Origin of the sequence: Mycobacterium gordonae (assembly GCF_017086405.1) — a bacterium.
Lineage (GTDB): Bacteria > Actinomycetota > Actinomycetes > Mycobacteriales > Mycobacteriaceae > Mycobacterium > Mycobacterium gordonae_D.
Genome location: NZ_CP070973.1, coordinates 5,455,377 through 5,472,574, shown reverse-complemented (window position 1 = coordinate 5,472,574; position 17,198 = coordinate 5,455,377). Strand labels below are relative to the sequence as shown.

At 65.9% G+C, this 17,198-nt stretch carries 19 protein-coding genes; 14 read left to right on the top strand and 5 right to left on the bottom strand.

Annotated features, from left to right (window positions below; genetic code table 11):
* Positions 1-24 precede the first annotated feature (24 nt).
* Together JX552_RS23215 and JX552_RS23210 are read right to left on the bottom strand one after the other, a co-directional pair.
* Positions 25-564, bottom strand: coding sequence for a DUF1003 domain-containing protein (locus JX552_RS23215; protein WP_205874195.1), 540 nt, complete (start codon positions 562-564; stop codon positions 25-27).
* Positions 561-1,868 (bottom strand): magnesium transporter MgtE N-terminal domain-containing protein, encoded by a 1,308-nt coding sequence (locus JX552_RS23210; RefSeq protein WP_205874194.1) that lies wholly within the window; start codon positions 1,866-1,868, stop codon positions 561-563. Before JX552_RS23210 ends, JX552_RS23215 begins: the two co-directional genes overlap by 4 nt.
* 244 nt (positions 1,869-2,112) lie before the next feature.
* Between JX552_RS23210 and JX552_RS23205 the strand changes: the two genes are divergently transcribed.
* Both JX552_RS23205 and JX552_RS23200 read left to right on the top strand, forming a co-directional pair.
* Positions 2,113-2,499, top strand: coding sequence for a hypothetical protein (locus JX552_RS23205; RefSeq protein WP_205874193.1), 387 nt, complete (start codon positions 2,113-2,115; stop codon positions 2,497-2,499).
* Positions 2,448-3,179 carry a DUF2461 family protein gene (locus tag JX552_RS23200; protein ID WP_346779286.1) on the top strand — a complete coding sequence of 244 codons (732 nt, stop codon included), beginning with the start codon at positions 2,448-2,450 and terminating at the stop codon, positions 3,177-3,179. Before JX552_RS23205 ends, JX552_RS23200 begins: the two co-directional genes overlap by 52 nt.
* Positions 3,180-3,280: 101 nt before the next feature.
* Here the strand turns inward: JX552_RS23200 and JX552_RS23195 are convergent, their stop codons facing one another.
* Positions 3,281-3,916, bottom strand: coding sequence for a DUF4190 domain-containing protein (locus JX552_RS23195; protein WP_205874191.1), 636 nt, complete (start codon positions 3,914-3,916; stop codon positions 3,281-3,283).
* A 172-nt stretch (positions 3,917-4,088) separates the two neighbouring features.
* Here JX552_RS23195 and JX552_RS23190 point away from each other — a divergent pair, with 172 nt between their 5' ends.
* The 6 genes from JX552_RS23190 to JX552_RS23165 are packed head-to-tail and all read left to right on the top strand — an operon-like array spanning position 4,089 to position 9,446.
* Positions 4,089-4,604 (top strand): YflT domain-containing protein, encoded by a 516-nt coding sequence (locus tag JX552_RS23190; protein ID WP_205874190.1) that lies wholly within the window; start codon positions 4,089-4,091, stop codon positions 4,602-4,604.
* Positions 4,605-6,011 carry an extracellular solute-binding protein gene (locus JX552_RS23185; protein ID WP_205878636.1) on the top strand — a complete coding sequence of 469 codons (1,407 nt, stop codon included), beginning with the start codon at positions 4,605-4,607 and terminating at the stop codon, positions 6,009-6,011. It abuts the gene before it with no gap.
* Positions 6,011-6,880, top strand: coding sequence for a carbohydrate ABC transporter permease (locus JX552_RS23180; RefSeq protein ID WP_205874189.1), 870 nt, complete (start codon positions 6,011-6,013; stop codon positions 6,878-6,880). The genes JX552_RS23185 and JX552_RS23180 overlap by 1 nt, the downstream gene beginning before the upstream one ends.
* The gene (locus tag JX552_RS23175; protein ID WP_205874188.1) at positions 6,870-7,703 is read left to right on the top strand and encodes a carbohydrate ABC transporter permease; all 834 of its coding nucleotides are present in this window, start codon (positions 6,870-6,872) and stop codon (positions 7,701-7,703) included. Before JX552_RS23180 ends, JX552_RS23175 begins: the two co-directional genes overlap by 11 nt.
* 4 nt (positions 7,704-7,707) lie before the next feature.
* Entirely contained in the window at positions 7,708-8,880 is a 1,173-nt protein-coding gene (locus JX552_RS23170; RefSeq protein ID WP_205874187.1) for an ABC transporter ATP-binding protein, read from the top strand.
* A complete protein-coding gene (locus JX552_RS23165) occupies positions 8,877-9,446 on the top strand; it encodes a suppressor of fused domain protein (RefSeq protein ID WP_205874186.1) in 570 nt (189 codons plus the stop codon). The genes JX552_RS23170 and JX552_RS23165 overlap by 4 nt, the downstream gene beginning before the upstream one ends.
* Before the next feature lie 82 nt (positions 9,447-9,528).
* Here JX552_RS23165 and corA read toward each other — a convergent pair whose 3' ends face one another.
* Positions 9,529-10,629: a magnesium/cobalt transporter CorA gene (corA, locus tag JX552_RS23160; protein WP_205878635.1), complete on the bottom strand. Its 1,101-nt coding sequence runs from the start codon at positions 10,627-10,629 to the stop codon at positions 9,529-9,531.
* A 187-nt stretch (positions 10,630-10,816) separates the two neighbouring features.
* Between corA and JX552_RS23155 the strand changes: the two genes are divergently transcribed.
* The 6 genes from JX552_RS23155 to JX552_RS23130 all read left to right on the top strand — a co-directional run bounded on the left by JX552_RS23155 (position 10,817) and on the right by JX552_RS23130 (position 16,276).
* Positions 10,817-11,806: a malate dehydrogenase gene (locus tag JX552_RS23155; RefSeq protein WP_205874185.1), complete on the top strand. Its 990-nt coding sequence runs from the start codon at positions 10,817-10,819 to the stop codon at positions 11,804-11,806.
* Between the two features lie 66 nt (positions 11,807-11,872).
* Entirely contained in the window at positions 11,873-13,060 is a 1,188-nt protein-coding gene (locus JX552_RS23150) for an NAD(P)-dependent malic enzyme (RefSeq protein WP_431196007.1), read from the top strand.
* Positions 13,057-13,911: a glycine betaine ABC transporter substrate-binding protein gene (locus JX552_RS23145; RefSeq protein WP_205874183.1), complete on the top strand. Its 855-nt coding sequence runs from the start codon at positions 13,057-13,059 to the stop codon at positions 13,909-13,911. Before JX552_RS23150 ends, JX552_RS23145 begins: the two co-directional genes overlap by 4 nt.
* A gap of 96 nt (positions 13,912-14,007) precedes the next feature.
* Positions 14,008-15,000 (top strand): MBL fold metallo-hydrolase, encoded by a 993-nt coding sequence (locus JX552_RS23140; protein WP_205878634.1) that lies wholly within the window; start codon positions 14,008-14,010, stop codon positions 14,998-15,000.
* Positions 14,997-15,437 carry a carboxymuconolactone decarboxylase family protein gene (locus JX552_RS23135; protein ID WP_205874182.1) on the top strand — a complete coding sequence of 147 codons (441 nt, stop codon included), beginning with the start codon at positions 14,997-14,999 and terminating at the stop codon, positions 15,435-15,437. Before JX552_RS23140 ends, JX552_RS23135 begins: the two co-directional genes overlap by 4 nt.
* Positions 15,438-15,568: 131 nt before the next feature.
* Positions 15,569-16,276, top strand: a complete 708-nt coding sequence (locus JX552_RS23130) for a GntR family transcriptional regulator (protein ID WP_205874181.1) — start codon at positions 15,569-15,571, stop codon at positions 16,274-16,276.
* Here JX552_RS23130 and JX552_RS23125 read toward each other — a convergent pair.
* A complete protein-coding gene (locus JX552_RS23125) occupies positions 16,273-17,097 on the bottom strand; it encodes an SDR family NAD(P)-dependent oxidoreductase (protein ID WP_205874180.1) in 825 nt (274 codons plus the stop codon). The genes JX552_RS23130 and JX552_RS23125 overlap by 4 nt on opposite strands.
* Positions 17,098-17,198: the final 101 nt, after the last annotated feature.

Below are 17,198 nucleotides of genomic sequence, written 5' to 3'. Positions count from 1 at the left end.
GTAGCGCAATGGCCCTCTTGAATCTCAGCTGGTTTTCTTACTACGCCGTTCGGAGCCGTCGGAACTCCGGGTCCCGCCATCCGGACCGGTCGTTTGCATGTTCGCCAACAGCGTCCGCAGTCCTTCCAGTTCGTGGCGCAGGTAGTCCCGGGTCGGGACCTCGCCGATGGACAGTCGCAGCGCAGCCAATTCGCGGGCCAGATACTCGGTGTCGGCCTTGGTCTGCGCGGCTCGGCGGCGATCCTCTTCCAGCGCAACGCGGTCGCGATTCTCTTGCCGGTTCTGGGCGAGCAGGATCAGCGGCGCGGCGTAGGCGGCCTGGGTGGAGAAGGCCAGGTTGAGCAGGATGAACGGGTAGGGGTCCCAACGCCAGCGGACCGCGATCAGGTTGATCGCAATCCACACGATCACCACGATGGTCTGCAACAGCAGATAGCGGCCGGTTCCGAAAAACCTCGCGATGGATTCGGTGAACTGCCCCACCGTCTCGGCGTCCACCCGCGGCGTGTAGCGACGCGAGGTCCGCGGCGTGTACAGCCGCCGCGGCGTCTGCGACTTGCTCACAAGGCATCTCCGGTCCGTGGCGGCCTGCCGGCGGGATCGAGCTGCTGGACGTCCACACGCCAGTCATGCGGCAACAGGTGGTCCAGCAGGTCATCCACCGTCACCGCGCCCAACAGGTGGTTCTGGTCGTCGACCACCGGACCGCAGACCAGATTGTAGGCAGCGAAATATCTGGTGACCGCGCCCAACTGGGTCTCCGGTGAAAGCGTGAGCAGGTCGGTGTCGACGATGCCGCCGACCAGCTCGGACGGTGGATCGCGCAGCAGTCGCTGTAGGTGGACGCAGCCCAGGTAGTGGCCGGTCGGCGTGGCCGTCGGTGGGCGCGCCACGAACACCATCGATGCCAATGCCGGGGTCAGGTCGGGATCGCGCAGTCGGGCCAGGGCCTCGGCCACCGAGGTGTCGGGCGTGAGGACCACCGGATCGGAGGTCATCAGACCGCCGGCCGTGTCGGGGGAGTGCGTGAGCAGTCGGCGCACCGGGTCGGAGTCGTCGGGATCCATGCGGGTCAACAACATTTCGGCATCGGTCGGGTTCAGGACACCCAGCACGTCGGCGGCGTCGTCGGGATCCATCTCCTCGAGGATGTCGGCTGCGCGTTCGGTACCCAGTTGGGTCAACACTTCGGCCTGATCCAGTTCGGGCAGCTCCTGCAGGATGTCGGCAAGCCGGTTGTCGTCGAGCGCCTTGAACACCTCGTAGCGGCGTTTGGTGGGTAGCCCGCGGATGGCGTCGGCGACGTCGACGGCCCGTCGTCCCTCGAACTGGTCGAGCAGTTGTGCGACGCCCTGGCCCGGCATGGCCAGGGCCGACGGAGTGAGCCCCTGGACGTTCTGCCAGTCCACGATGTGCACCGGGCCACGACGTCCGAGCCGGCGCTGTGTGCGCACCGCCACCTTGGTCACCACCCAGTCGCGGGTGCGCGTCTGCTCGATGCCCAGGTCGGCGACCACGACGTCGACACCAGCCAGGGTGGGCAGATCGGGGTCGCTGATCCTGACCTGGGTGTCGAGCACCTGGCCCATCGCCAGCACCTCGCCGGGGCGTTGCTCGAAGTGGCGCAGCGACACGTTGCCGCTGCGCAGGGTCACCGCGTCGGGTTCGATCGCGGCGACCCGCAGGATGGGGATGAAGATGCTGCGCCGCGTCGCGAGATCGACGACGAGGCCGAGCACGCGCGGTTGCTGACGGACGATGCTGATGCTGATCACGACGTCGCGGACGCGCCCGAACGACTCGCCGAGTGGGCCGAGCACCATCATCCGCGGCAGCCGCGCCACATACACCCTGTTGACCGACGCCATAGGACAGAGCGTAGGCAGCGGCGCTCGGCCCGGGTGGATCAGCATGCAGCAACGGCGGGCGTTGCGCGCGGACCCGTGGACGCATCTGCGTGTGCGGGCCATGCCGGAGACGCGTTTTCCGCACCGCTTCATGCCGACAGCTCGCCGCACGGCCAAGCGGAAGTGGAGCGAGCCCGGGCCAACAGAACTGCGAATCACGACGCCCCTTGCGACGCTGACTGGTCCCCGGCGCCCTATGATGCGGGTGGCGCAGGTGCAATCGGCCGGTGCGCCGTCGCACCCGCCGCATCAAGCCCGGGAGACGCACATGACTGAGCGGCAATCTGCCTTTTTCGACGACGTCGCAGCCACCGCGCTGGGCGAGCCCGGCGTAGCTCCGGGCACCATGATGGGCTTTCCCTGTTTGCGGGTTGATGGAGAGTTCTTCGCCTCCTGCGACCATCGCACCGGCGATCTCATCGTGAAACTGCCGCGACAGCGGGTCGCTGAACTCATCGACGCCGGTGTGGGCAAACCTTTCGCGCCCGCTGGACGCACCTTCCGCGAGTGGGTCCTCATCGACGATCGCAATGAGGCCCGATGGACCGCGCTGATGCAGGAGGCCCGCCTGTTCGTGAGTGGGCACGCATGAGTTTCGCCGGCTTCCCACCCGCGGGGCTCTCGTTGCTCGCTCGACTGCCTACCCTTGATGCCGCCGCCTTCGCCGCCGTGCGGCCTGACTGGCAGGCGTATGTGTTGGACCCCTCCCGCCAGCTCGTCGACGACCTGGGCGTCTGCCTGATCGAGCAGATCTCGCCTGGTCTCATTGCCGACCCGAAGGTCAACGGCTCGATCGCTCCCATCCACCGCGACCTGCGTTTCGACCCGCATGGCCCACGCTATAAGGATCATCTGTTGTTCCGTTGGTGGGAGGGGACGCCCAAGAAGACCGCGCCTACGCTCTTGTTGCGGCTCGACCCGAGTCAAATCGGTTTCGCCGCCGGTGTGTTGTTTGCCTCGACAGGCACCTGGCGCACGGTGGTCGGCGAGCGACCCGCTGGCCAGCAGCTAACGCTGCTGATCAATGACATCAAACGCGCCTCGCCCGATGTCGAGATCGCTGGCGCCGACCTCAAGCGCGTTCCCTCGCCATTCCCGGCCGACCACCCGGCTGCCGATCTGTTGCGGCACAGAGCGACGTTTCAGATCCGATGGGCCGAACCTCTGCCCGCGGACGTCTCGACGGGCGCTTTGACCGATTACTGCGCGGCGCGGCTGCGCAGGCTCGCGGGGCTGCACCGCTGGCTGGTTACCGAGATCGGCACCCGCTGAGTCTGGCTCGTGCCGCCCGGAGGGTGTCCGTTGTCGCCAGTGCGGCAGGCGTTGGCCTGCACCGCACACCCCGGGGCGCGATGGCGATCGCTTGGACATGATCAGTGTGCGACGATTCCGAACATCACCGCGATGAAGTACACCAGTACGGTCGCTGCGCTGATCACGATGCCGGCGACTGCCAGACCGAAGCCGTCTTCGCGGGTCTGCTTGATTTGGTTGATCCCGACTATGCCGCACACCAGGCCCACAACCGAGCCGATAAAGCAAAAGATTCCGGCGGCACCGGCGACCAGGGAGATGATCGCCATGGTGTTGGTACCGGGTTGCATCCCGCCGTAACCGACGACGTGGTTCGGCCCTGGGTAGTAGCCGCCTGAATAGGAGTCATACGGGCCGGTAGCGGGCGGCGACGGATAGGGCGTCGGGCGGGCGAAGCTGTGGGGCGGCGCGCCGTACGACTGGAATCCGGGAGGCGGGTAGGCCGACGGTGGATTCGGTGGTGCGACGCCGGCCGCCAGGTTCGGTGGGTAGCCGGGCAGCCACGCCGTCTGGGTGGGCGGGTAGTCCACGGGTGGCGGGTAGTCCAGCGGAGGTGGGTATTCCACGACCGGGGACGATGTCGGCGAAGCCCACGGAGCATCGGGTAATGGCTGCTCAGCGGCTTGCGTCTGGTCGGAAGTGGGTTGCGGCGCGCTGTCGTTGCCCTCGCCGGAGCCCTCGCCGGGAGCTGTCATGGTGAAGAACGTAGCGTATGTGCCGCCATCGGGTATCGCGGTGACAGAGGGCACCCGGACAGGGTCCCGGCCAGGCGAAATGTCGGTGCCGCAGGGTGCGGAGGGTGCGCCCTGATTGCCGAGATGGAACGATGGCTTGGGTAAAGGCGGGCAGGAGGAGAATGAGGTACCAATGACTAGCCCATTCCAACCCGGACAACCACCCGCCGGTGGGGCCGCGGGTAGACGCAACGTGCCCGGACTGCCGACGCCGCCCAAAGGATGGCCGGTCGGCTCGTATCCCACTTATGCCGAGGCGCAGCGCGCCGTCGACTACCTGTCCGATCAGGAGTTTCCCGTCCAGCAGGTGACCATCGTCGGCGTCGACCTGATGCAGGTGGAGCGTGTCACCGGCAGGTTGAGTTGGGGCAAGGTACTCGGGGGTGGCGTGCTCAGCGGCGCCTGGCTCGGTCTGTTCATCGGTCTGGTGCTCGGCTTCTTCAGCCCGAATCCGTGGGGCGCGCTGATCACCGGCCTGGTCGCCGGCGTGTTCTTCGGGCTCATCACCTCGGCGGTCCCGTACGCCATGGCGCGCGGAACGAGAGACTTCAGCTCGACGATGCAACTGGTTGCCGGCCGCTACGACGTGCTGTGCGACCCCCAGAACGCCGAGAAAGCGCGGGATCTGCTGGCGCGTTTGGCGATCTGACTGGTGAACCGTCGCGTGCGGCGGTGGGGGGCGGTCGCACTGGCGGCGTTGACCACCGCGTCGGTTCTCTCGGGCTGCGGATCGGGCGCTCACGGCTTGGTGATCAGCTTCTACACGCCGGCCACCGACGGCGCGACGTTCACCGCCGTCGCTCAGCGCTGCACGCAACAAGCCGGTGGGCGGTACCGCATCCAGCATGTGAGCCTGGCCAGATCGCCCGACCAGCAACGGCTACAACTATCCCGGCGGCTGACCGGGCGTGACGACACCCTGGACGTGATGGCGCTCGACGTGGTGTGGACCGCGGAGTTCGCGGAAGCGGGGTGGGCGTTGCCGCTGTCCGACGACCCGTCCGGCCTGACCGAGTCCGACGCCACCGGCGACACGCTGCCAGGTCCGCTGAAGTCCGCAAATTGGAAGGGTCGTCTCTACGGCGCCCCGGTTACCACGAACACTCAATTGCTCTGGTATCGAACAGATTTGGTAGGTCAGCCGCCTCGTGATTGGGCGGCCATGGTGACCGAGGCGGGCCGCCTGCACGCCGCCGGCGATCCCGGCTGGATCGCCGTGCAGGCCAACGAGGCCGAAGGTCTGGTGGTGTGGTTCAACACGCTGCTGGTCAGTGCCGGCGGGCAGGTGCTCTCCGAGGACGGCAAGCGCGTCACCCTGACCGATACCCCCGAACATCGCGCTGCCACCGTGGCTGCGCTGCGGATCTTGCAGTCGGTGGCAACTGCGCCGGGTGCGGACCCGTCGATCACCCGCAGTGACGAGGGCGCAGCACGCCTGGCGGTCGAACAGGGCAAGGCGGCGCTGGAAGTCAACTGGCCCTATGTGTTCGCCTCCATGCTGGAGAACGCGGCCAAAGGTGGTGTGGCTTTCCTACCGCTGGACCGTGAGCCCGCATTGGCCGGCAGCATCAATGGCGTCGGCACGTTTGCGCCCACCGACGAACAGTTCGGTATCGCCTACGCGGCCAGCCAGAAGGTGTTCGGTTTCGCCCGCTACCCGGCGGTGGCGCCGGGGCAGCCGGCCAAGGTGACGATCGGCGGATTGAATCTGGCGGTGGCCAGCACCAGCCGGCACCGGGGCGAGGCATTCGAAGCCGTCCGGTGCATACGCGATCTGCAGAACCAGAAGTACGTCGCGATCGAGGGCGGCCTGCCTCCGGTCCGGACCTCGCTGTACTCCGATCCGCAGTTTCAGGCGAAGTACCCGATGTACGGCATCATTCGTCAACAGCTCACCGATGCTGCGGTGCGGCCCGCGACTCCGGCCTATCAGGCGGTGTCGATCCGGATGGCCTCGGCGCTGAGCCCGATCAGCGCCATCGACCCCGAGCGTACGGCGGACGAACTCGCGGCCCAGATACAGAAGGCGATCGACGGCAAGGGGTTGCTGCCGTGATGTCATCGGATCGGCGGCTGGCCTACCTTTTGGTGGCACCCGCGGTGACGCTGATGCTGGCGGTGACGGCCTACCCGATCGGTTACGCGTCGTGGCTGAGCCTGCAGCGCAACAACCTGGCCACCCCCGGCGACACGGCGTTCATCGGGCTGGGCAACTACCAGACGATCCTGACCGACCGGTACTGGTGGACCGCGCTGAGCGTGACGCTGGGGATCACCGCGGTCTCGGTGACCCTCGAGTTCGTGCTCGGCCTGTCCCTGGCGCTGGTCATGCACCGCACGCTGGTCGGCAAGGGGCTGGTGCGCACCGCGGTGCTGATCCCGTACGGCATCGTCACGGTGGTTGCGTCGTACAGCTGGTATTACGCCTGGACGCCGGGCACCGGCTACCTGGCCAACCTGTTGCCCGACGGGAGTGCGCCACTGACGCAACAGATTCCGTCGCTCGGCGTGGTGGTGATCGCCGAGGTCTGGAAGACGACACCGTTCATGGCGCTGCTGCTGCTGGCCGGATTGGCGCTGGTGCCCGAGGACCTGTTGAAGGCGGCACAGGTCGACGGCGCGGACGCCTGGCGGCGGCTGACCAGGATCATCCTGCCGATCATCAAGCCGGCGGTGGTGGTGGCGTTGCTGTTTCGGACCCTGGACGCCTTCCGGATTTTCGACAACATCTACGTGCTGACCGCCGGAGCCAACAACACCGGTTCGGTGTCAATTCTGGGCTATGACAACCTATTCAAGGGTTTCAACGTGGGCCTGGGTTCGGCGATCAGTGTGCTGATCTTTCTGTGCGTGGGAATCATCGCGCTGGTGTTCATCAAGCTGTTCGGCGCGTCGGCACCCGGGAGTGACGCCGATGTCCGATGAGCGGTTGAGGCGTGCGACGTGCTGGGTAGTGATCGACATCCTGGTGGTGGCATACGCACTGCTTCCGGTGCTGTGGATACTCAGCCTGTCGCTCAAGCCGAGCTCAATGGTCAAGGACGGCAGGTTGATTCCGTCCTCGGTGACGCTGGACAACTATCGTGGCATCTTCCGTGGTGACTTCTTCAGCTCAGCGCTGGTCAACTCGATCGGAATCGGGTTGACCACCACCGTGATCGCGGTGGTGCTCGGCGCCATGGCAGCCTATGCGGTCGCCCGGCTGGAATTTCCCGGCAAGCGTGCGCTGATCGCAATGACCCTGTTGATCACCATGTTTCCCGCGATATCCCTGGTGACACCGTTGTTCGAGATCGAACGCGCCGTCGGTTTGTTCGACACCTGGCCTGGGCTGATCCTGCCGTACATCACGTTCGCGCTGCCGCTGGCGATCTACACCCTGTCGGCGTTCTTCCGGGAAATCCCCTGGGATTTGGAGAAGGCGGCCAAGATGGACGGCGCTACGCCCAGCCAGGCATTCGTCAAGGTGATCGTCCCGCTGGCGGCCCCGGGTCTGGTGACGGCAGCGATCCTGGTCTTCATCTTCGCCTGGAACGATCTGCTGCTCGCCCTGTCGCTGACCGCTACCAAGGCGGCGATCACTGCGCCGGTGGCGATCGCGAACTTCACCGGCAGTTCGCAATTCGAGGAGCCGACCGGGTCGATCGCGGCCGGCGCGATCGTGATCACGATCCCGATCGTTATCTTCGTCCTCATCTTTCAACGGCGGATCGTCGCCGGGTTGACCTCTGGGGCTGTGAAGGGATAGCGCGATGGCCGAGATTGTGCTGGAACACATCAGGAAGAGTTACGCCGACGGTCATACCGCGGTGCAGGACCTCAGCATCACCATCGCCGACGGCGAGTTCCTGATCCTGGTCGGGCCATCCGGCTGCGGCAAGACCACCACCCTGAACATGATCGCCGGCCTGGAAAATATCTCCTCGGGCGAGTTGCGGATCGGCGGCGAGCGGGTCAACGAGAAGGCGCCGAAGGACCGCGACATCGCGATGGTGTTTCAGTCTTATGCGCTGTATCCGCACATGACAGTCCGGCAGAACATCGCGTTCCCGCTGACGCTGGCGAAGATGAAGAAGGCGGACATCGCCCAGAAGGTCGAGGAGACCGCAAAGATCCTGGACCTGACCGATCTGCTGGATCGCCGTCCCTCGCAGCTGTCGGGTGGTCAGCGCCAGCGGGTGGCGATGGGCAGGGCAATTGTGCGACAGCCCAAGGCGTTTCTGATGGACGAGCCGTTGTCCAACTTGGATGCCAAGCTGCGGGTGCAGATGCGCGGCGAGATCGCGCGCCTGCAGAAGAGACTGGGCACCACCACCGTCTACGTCACCCACGACCAGACCGAGGCCATGACGCTGGGGGACCGGGTGGTGGTGATGCACGGCGGTGTCGCACAGCAGATCGGTACGCCCACTGAACTTTACGAGCGGCCCGCGAATCTTTTCGTGGCGGGCTTCATCGGCTCACCCGCGATGAACTTCTTCCCGGCCACATTGACCTCGATGGGGCTGACCCTGTCGTTCGGTGAGGTGACGTTGGCACCGGAGGTGCAGCAGATGATCGCCGGACACCCGAAACCGGAGAATGTCATCGTGGGGTTGCGGCCCGAGCACATCCACGACGCGGCATTGATCGACGGTTATCAGCGAATCAGCTCGGTGGTTTTCGAGGTGACTGTCGAATTGGTCGAGTCGTTAGGCTCCGACAAGTACGTGTACTTCACCACCGCCGGCCCACAGGTGCACTCGGCCCGGCTGGACGAAGTCGCAGCCGAATCAGAAGTCCATGAGAACCTCTTTGTGGCAAGGGTTCCCGCCGAGTCCAAGGCCACAACCGGGCAGCTCGTCGAGCTGGCCTTCGACCCGGCCAGACTCGCCGTCTTCGACGCCGACTCCGGTGTCAACCTGACGGTGCCGGCCGCGCAGTGATTCTCGATCGCGTGCGGGCGCAGCTGCGCGGCCACTTCGGCACCGAGCCCGACTCGGCGAGCGTGACATTTCTCGGTGCCGAACCCATTGAGGTGTTGCGGTTCCGGGATCAGCCCGTGGTGCACTATGCGTCGCTGGGTTGCTCTCGGTATCCGATGACCGACCCGACCGAGCTGGTTGCCGACCATCTGCGCGGGCCGCGCGCCGAAGTGGTGCTGGCCCTTCGTGATCCCGGTCCGATCAAAGGACTGGTGCGCACCATAGCGATTCTGGCCGCCACGCCGGCGGTGGACGGACTGGTATTGGTGCCCGATGCGTTGATCGATCTCGGCTCGCCGTTGTGGTCACGGGCCCCATTCACGGCGGTGCTGTTGGGCCGCAGCGACATTCCCGATCTGCCGCTCGATCCGCCGCGGGAGCCGGTGCAGTTCCTGTCCGCGACGCCCATTACCGCAAATGAAGCGGCCTGGGTGCGGCTCAAGGGCGCTGAAGCCATGCGGGAGGCGTGGCGCAGCGACTGTGTGGACGTGCTGGACCCCGACCGGCCTGCCGCGCAGCCTCGGTGAGGGCCTGGCCGACCGCGAGTTCCACGACGCAGCTACGCCGATGCCGCGTCGCAGATTGCACACTCGAATGGGTGCGGAGCGCCTAGAGCCAGTCGCGCCGGCGGAAACTGAAGTAGAGGGCGATACAGATGACCACCATGGCGGTGATGACCGAGGGGTAGCCCCACTTGGAGTCCAGCTCCGGCATGAAATGGAAGTTCATGCCGTAGATTCCGGCCACCATGGTGGGCACCGCGATGATACCGGCCCAGGCCGAGATCTTGCGCATGTCCATGTTCTGCTGCATGCCCACGCGAGCCAGCGCGGCCTGCACCAGTGAATTGAGCATGTCGTCGTAGCTGGCGATCTGCTCCGCGGCCTGGGTCTGGTGGTCGGCGACGTCGCGCAGGTAGCGGCGCACTTCCTTGTTGATCAGATCCTTGTTCTCGATCTGCATGCGCTGGAACGCGCCCGAGAGCGGCGCCACACACCGGCGCAATTCCACCACCTCGCGCTTGAGCAGATAGATCGGCTCGACGTCGATCTTCTTTCCGGGAGCGAAGGCGACCACCTCGATGGCGTCCACGTCGTCTTCCATCAGGCTGGTGACACCGAGGTAGTGGTCGACGACATAGTCGGCGATCGCATGCATCACCGCGTACGGGCCCAGACGCAAGTGATCGGGGGCGCAGTCCATCCGCTTGCGGACCTCGTGCAGTCCGCCATGCTCGCCGTGGCGGACGGTGACGACGAAGTCAGTGCCGACGAAGATCATGATCTCGCCGGTCTCGACGATCTCACGGGCCCGCGCCACCGACTCGTGCGGGACGTAGTTGACGGTCTTGAGCACCAGGAACAGCGAGTCGTCGTAGCGCTCCAGTTTGGGGCGCTGGTGGGCGACCACGGCGTCCTCCACGGCCAACGGGTGCAGGCCGTAGGCGTCGGCCACCTCCTGCATCTGCGCTTCTCCGGGTTCGTGCAGCCCTATCCAGGCGAATGCCTCCTGGCCGCCGCGCTGAATGTCTCGGACCTTGGCGAGCGCCTCGGCGGGGGTGAGCTTGCCGGGCAGTCGATGTCCGTCGACGTAGACGCCGCAGTCGACCAACGTCTGGACCGGCGGATTGGCGACCGGATGTATGTGCTGCTGACGGGTACGAGCGACGGGTCGAAGAGCTTCGGGTAGTGCGTCAAACCCTGGGAACACGTCCACCTCCAATCGCAGCGCCGGTCTGCGGGCCGTGGTCATGCTACGCGCCCCGGGGCAACAAAAAGGGACGTAACGGTGTGCTCAGGAGCCAATTCCCCGCCGCGGCAGAGACCGCCGATGTCCCAGCGGCGGCGGTGCGCTAGTTTCGACGCGAACCCGTCTTACCCAAAGGAGCAGAACCGACGTGAGCGCAAGTCCTCTCAAGGTCGCCGTCACCGGTGCGGCCGGGCAGATCGGCTACAGCCTGTTGTTCCGCCTGGCCAGCGGCTCGCTGCTCGGCCCGGACCGTCCGATCGAGCTGCGCCTACTCGAGATCGAGCCGGCGCTCAAAGCGCTCGAGGGCGTGGTGATGGAACTCGATGACTGCGCGTTCCCGCTGCTGGCCGGCGTGGAGATCGGCGCCGACGCCAACAAGATCTTCGACGGCGTCAACCTGGCTCTGCTGGTCGGCGCGCGGCCGCGCGGGCCGGGCATGGAGCGCGGTGACCTGCTGGAGGCCAACGGCGCCATTTTCACCGCCCAGGGCAAGGCGCTGAACTCGGTCGCCGCCGACGACGTACGCATCGGTGTGACCGGGAACCCAGCCAACACCAACGCGCTGATCGCGCTGAGCAACGCCCCCGACATCCCGAAGGAGCGGTTCTCCGCGCTGACCCGCCTGGACCACAACCGGGCGATCTCCCAGCTGGCCCGCAAGACTGGGGCCAAGGTCACCGACATCAAGAAGATGACGATCTGGGGTAACCACTCGGCCACCCAGTACCCGGACATCTTCCATGCCGAGGTCGGCGGCAAGAACGCCGCCGAGGTGGTCAACGACCAGGACTGGATCGAGAACGACTTCATCCCGACCGTCGCCAAGCGCGGAGCGGCCATCATCGACGCCCGCGGCGCGTCGTCGGCGGCATCGGCCGCGTCGGCCACCGTCGATGCGGCTCGTTCCTGGCTGCTAGGCAGCCCGGACGGTGACTGGGTTTCGATGGCCGTCTATTCCGACGGTTCCTACGGTGTGCCGGAGGGGATCGTCTCGTCGTTCCCGGTGACCACCAAGGACGGCGACTGGTCGATCGTGCAGGGCCTGGAGATCGACGACTTCTCCCGGGCCCGGATCGACAAGTCCACCGCGGAGCTGGTCGACGAGCGCAACGCCGTGACCGAGCTCAAGCTGATCTAGCGATCTCGCGATTAGGGCCATCAGGGGCCGCGCAGTACCCTGATGGCCGTGTCCGAAACGCTTGACATGGTGAAAAGCCTTCCCGAGCAAGGCCCGCAGGTCGTCATCGCTGACGAGGAAATCTTCGAGGCACATTTGGGCGGCAAGCTGTCAGTAGGCCTGACGGCGCCGCTGGACACCAAACGTGCGCTGTCGATCGCCTACACCCCCGGTGTGGCGCAGGTCAGTCGCGCGATCGCCACCGACCGCACCCTGGCCGGCCGCTACACCTGGGCCAGCCGACTGGTCGCCGTGGTCAGCGACGGCACCGCGGTGCTCGGCCTGGGCGACATCGGGCCGGCCGCCTCGCTGCCGGTGATGGAAGGCAAGTGCGCGCTGTTCAAGGAGTACGGCGGGCTGAACGCCATCCCGATCGTGCTGGACACCAAGGATCCCGACGAGATCGTCGAAACCCTGGTGCGGCTGCGGCCGACGTTCGGAGCCGTCAACCTCGAGGACATCTCGGCGCCGCGTTGCTTCGAGATCGAGCGGCGTGTCATCGAGGCGCTGGACTGCCCGGTGATGCACGACGACCAGCACGGCACTGCGGTGGTGTCGCTGGCGGCGCTGATGGGCGCCGCCAAGGTGCTGGGCCGGGACATGGCCGCGCTGCGGGTGGTGGTCTCCGGTGCCGGAGCGGCCGGCGTCGCGTGCACCAATCTTCTTCTTGCCAGCGGTGTTTCGGACATTACGGTGCTGGACTCGCGGGGCATCGTGCACCGCGGACGCGACGACATGAACAGCGTCAAGAACGAACTGGCCTGCCGCACCAACCCGGCCGGGCGCACCGGTGGATTGGTCGAGGCACTCGACGGCGCCGACGTCTTTCTCGGGGTGTCGGGCGGGTTGGTCCCCGAAGAGTTGATCGCGACCATGGCGCCCGACGGGATCGTGTTCGCACTGTCCAATCCCGATCCCGAAATCCATCCCGACGTCGCTGCCAAGTACGCGGCGATCGTGGCCACCGGACGCAGTGACTTCCCAAATCAGATCAACAACGTGCTGGCCTTCCCGGGAATTTTCCGGGGTGCCCTGGACGTCGGCGCGCGCCGGATCACCGAGAAGATGATGGTGGCGGCGGCCGAAGCGATCTTTTCGATCGCCAGCGAAGACCTCGCGGCAGACCGGATCGTGCCGAGTCCTTTGGACCGGCGCGTCGGTGAGGCCGTGGCCACCGCGGTGGCGCTGGCCGCAGAAGACTCCAACTGGGTGTGAGCATCAGCAGGCTGGCCGCGCTGCTGCTCGGCCTGGTGCTGATCGTTACCGGCTGCTCGGGTCACCACGGTCACCGGCAGCCGGATCTGGTGGTCGGATCTACCTCGAACGTTGACGCCAAGGTGCTTGCGGCGCTTTATGTTTCGGCATTGCGGTCGTACGGTTTCCCCTCGCACGCCGAGACGGCCGCGGACCCCATGGCCAAGTTGGACGCCGGGGCGTTCACGGTCGTTCCCGGGTACACGGGTCGGGTGTTGCGGCAGTTGCAACCCGGTGCCCCGGAGTTGTCCGACAAGCAGGTGTATCAGGCGATGAACGCCGCCCTGCCCGAGGGCGTGGCCGCGGGCGATTACGCCACTGCGGCCGAGGACAAACCGACGCTGATCGTCACGCCGGCGACCGCCGCGGCGTGGGGCGGCAACGATCTGAGTCAGCTACCGGGGCATTGTGCGGGCCTGTTGGTCGGTGTGGTGACCGGGCATGCGGTCCCGGCGACGGTAGCTGCCTGCAGGTTGCCCGCACCACGCGAATTCACCGACGACGCAACGATGTTCGCCGCGCTGCGAGCGGGTCGGTTAACCGCGGCGTGGGCCACCTCGGCCGACCCGGGCATTCCGCCGGACCTGATCGCATTAGCCGACGGCAGCAAGAACTCGCTGATTCAGGCGGAGAATGTGGTGCCGCTGTACCGACGCAACGCGCTGTCCATCCGACAGTTGTTGGCGGTCAATGAGATCGCCGGGGTCTTGGACACCGCCGCACTGGCCGACATGCGCCGTCGCGTGGCCGCCGGTGCCGACCCGCAGGTGGTGGCCGACGGATGGCTGGGGGAGCACCCGCTGGGACGCTGATCGCTGAGGCGGGACCTGGAACTTCACTATTGCCTTACTGAAACATCAGTAATAGCTTTGTGAAATATCACAGGTTATCGACGGGGAGTGGACGCCATGACCGGACTGAGTGAAAGCCGCTATCCCTTCCAGAAGGGACTACTCGATCTCGGCGGCGGGCTCTACACGTTTCAATCCGGCAGCGACGCCTTTGGGTTGTCGAATGCAGGCTTAATCACCAGCAAGGACGAGACCCTGGTGATCGACACGCTCTACGACCTCACGCACGCCCAGGAGATGGTCGACGCGATCACCCCGGTGACCGCGTCTGCACCGGTGAGATACGTGTTCAACACCCATAGCGACGGCGACCACATTTTCGGCAACCAGCTGTTCCCCGACGATGCCGAGATCGTGGCTACCGGGGCGGCGAGCGCGTTGATGACGCAAGATCAGGCAGACCTGACCGCCTCGTTGTTCGACGACAGCCAGCACCCTGACTCACCGCTGCATCCGCTGGCGGCGATGGGACTCGCCAAGCCGTTTGACTTCCACCCGATACAGGTCCGACCGGCAGATGTCACTTTTTCCGGCGAACGCTCGCTCCGCGTGGGCGAGCTCGAAGTCGAGCTGCACGAGTTGGGACCCGCTCACACGGTCGGCGATGCGATCGCGTTCATCCCCGAGCACGGGGTGCTGTTCGCCGGCGACCTGCTGACGCACAACATCGTCAAGATCGTCTGGTCGGGTTCGATCGCCAACTGGATCACCGCACTCGACAGGATTCGCGCGTTCGATGCAAAGGTCATCGTCGCCGGTCACGGGCCGGTGCTGTGCGGGGACGGCATCAACGCTGCCCTGGACCGAAACAGAGCGTTCTGGTCGTACCTGCATGAAGAGGCCTATACGCTCTTCGACCGCGGCATACCTGTCGACGAAGCCGCAGCTCACATCGATGTGAACGACTACCCTGACGTCGTCCCGACGCTTCCGACCATCATCGCCGCGATCTACCACGAACGGGACTCGAAGGTCCCCTATCAAACCCTGCCCGAAACGTTCGCGTCGATCGCCAAGCAGATCGCCGAACTCATGCGGAGTTACTCATGAGCAACGACGTCGACACACTGCTGACCGAGCAGGTCCGGCGCGCTCGATTCGAGCGAGGCGCAGAGGTCCTGGACAAGATCAGCGGGATCGCGGGAGCTGGCCAGGCCTGCTATGACGGGCTGGCCGACATCGCGCCCGCACTGGCAGAGGATGTCGTCGCGCACGGGTGTGGCGACGTGTACGCAACGACATGCTTGACCCCGCCGCAGCGGCAACTGGTCACGATCGGGATCCTGACCGCGCTGGGTGGATGTGAATCGCAGCTGGAGATGCACCTCAGCATCGCCCTGAATGTCGGTTTGACGCCGACCGAGATCGTCGACGCCATCCGTCACGCCGCGGTCTACTGCGGAATGCCCAAGGCGCTCAACGCGATCGGTGTCGCCAGGAACGTCTTCGCCTACCGCGACCTGTTGCCGGTCACCACCGCCACGTAGATCTCTTGCACCGCCGGACACCGGAGGTCTCAGTCGAATCCGGCGACGCGACCTGCCGGCACGTCCCGGCCGCTGGGTCATGACAAACTTGCATGTTCGCACCCTCCGGATCGCTGAAGGACAGAACCACTGTGCCCGAGCCAGCCGACGTCGAATTGCCGCTCGGGGAAGCGGCGTATCGCCGGCTCCGGGCCGATATCGTGGGCTGCCGACTCGGCCCGGGCGAGCGACTGACCGAGCGGGGCTTGGCCTCCCAACTGGGAATCGGTGTCTCACCGATCCGCGACGCGCTGACCCGTCTGGACCACGAGGGATTGGTGCGGACCATCCCTCGCAAGGGCTATCAGGTCACCCCCCTGACCATCCAGTCGGTCAACGAGCTGTTCGAATTCTGGGCCGTGGTCGGACCCGAACTCGTCCGGCGCGGTATCGCCGGCGCCAGTGATGACCAGTTCGACCGAGCCCGCCTGCTGGCAACGAAGTTTGCGCAGGTCACCAGACGCCACGATGAGGACACCCGCAAGCTGGTGCTCGGGAATGTGGAGGCCATCAGCCAGTTCTTCGACCTCCTCGCGGAGGCCACCGGCAACAGGTATCTCATGGCCGCCCAACGCCAGATCATCGGCGAGGTGATGCGGGTCTGGACGCTCGTCATCGAATCCGAATTGCTCGACCTCGGCCGCAGGGTCGACGACCTGGACGACATCGGCGACGCGATGGTTCGCAGGGACGCCGACGGCGCCGCTGAACTCATCCGTGGCCACATCGAGCGATCCCACGCCCGGGTGCTGGAAGTCCTGGCGCGTTGGCCCTCGGTGGCCAACGCCGAAGTCACTTAGCTGGGAATGATGCGCCCCGTCACCAGCTCTACGACCCGCTGGTAGTTCGAGCCGGTCACCCGCACCATCAGGTCAAGCGCGACGGCGTCCGGTCCGACGAGCACGCGGGCCTTGTTCTTGCGCACCGCGTTCAGGATGATCGTGGCGGCCTTCTTCGGGCTGGTGTTGGCCAGCCGCTTGTCAAACAGCTGGGCCAGCTCGTCGCGGTCCAGGCCCTCGGCCACCGTGGCGTTGCGGGCGATCGCCGTCTTGATGCCGCCCGGATGCACGGTGGTGACGCCGACGCGGTGGCCGCTCTGCCGCATCTCCTGACGCAGCGCCTCGGTGTAGCCGCGCACCGCGAACTTGGCGGCGTTATAGGCGGAATAGCCGGGCACCGAGAACAGGCCGAACACGCTGGAGATGTTGATGACGTGCCCGTCGCCGGAGGCGATCAGGTGCGGCAGGAAAGCCTTGGTGCCGTTCACGACGCCCCAGAAGTCGACGTCCATCACCCGCTCGATGTCCTTGAACTGCTCGACCTCGACGTTGCCGGTGTGACCGATGCCGGCGTTGTTGTAGATCTGGTTCACTTTGCCGAAGTGGTCTTTGACCTCGTCGGCGTAGAGCAGGAAGCTCTCGCGCTCGGTGACATTGAGCCGGTCGGCCTTGACCTGCACACCGATCGCCTTGAGCTGCTCCTCGGTGTCGGCTAGACCCTCTGTGTCGATGTCGCTGATCGCCAGACTGGCGCCGGAGCGGCCCAGCTCGATCGCAAGCGCCTGTCCGATGCCCGAACCCGCGCCGGTCACCACGGCGACCTTTCCGGCGAACCCCTCCATGAGCACCCTCCCTCGTCTGAAGCTCAGCGTTGAGATTAGCCGGTACCGGTGGTCTCGAATACCGGTGGGTGGTCGGACTCCGGTGGCCGGCCGCCGGTTGA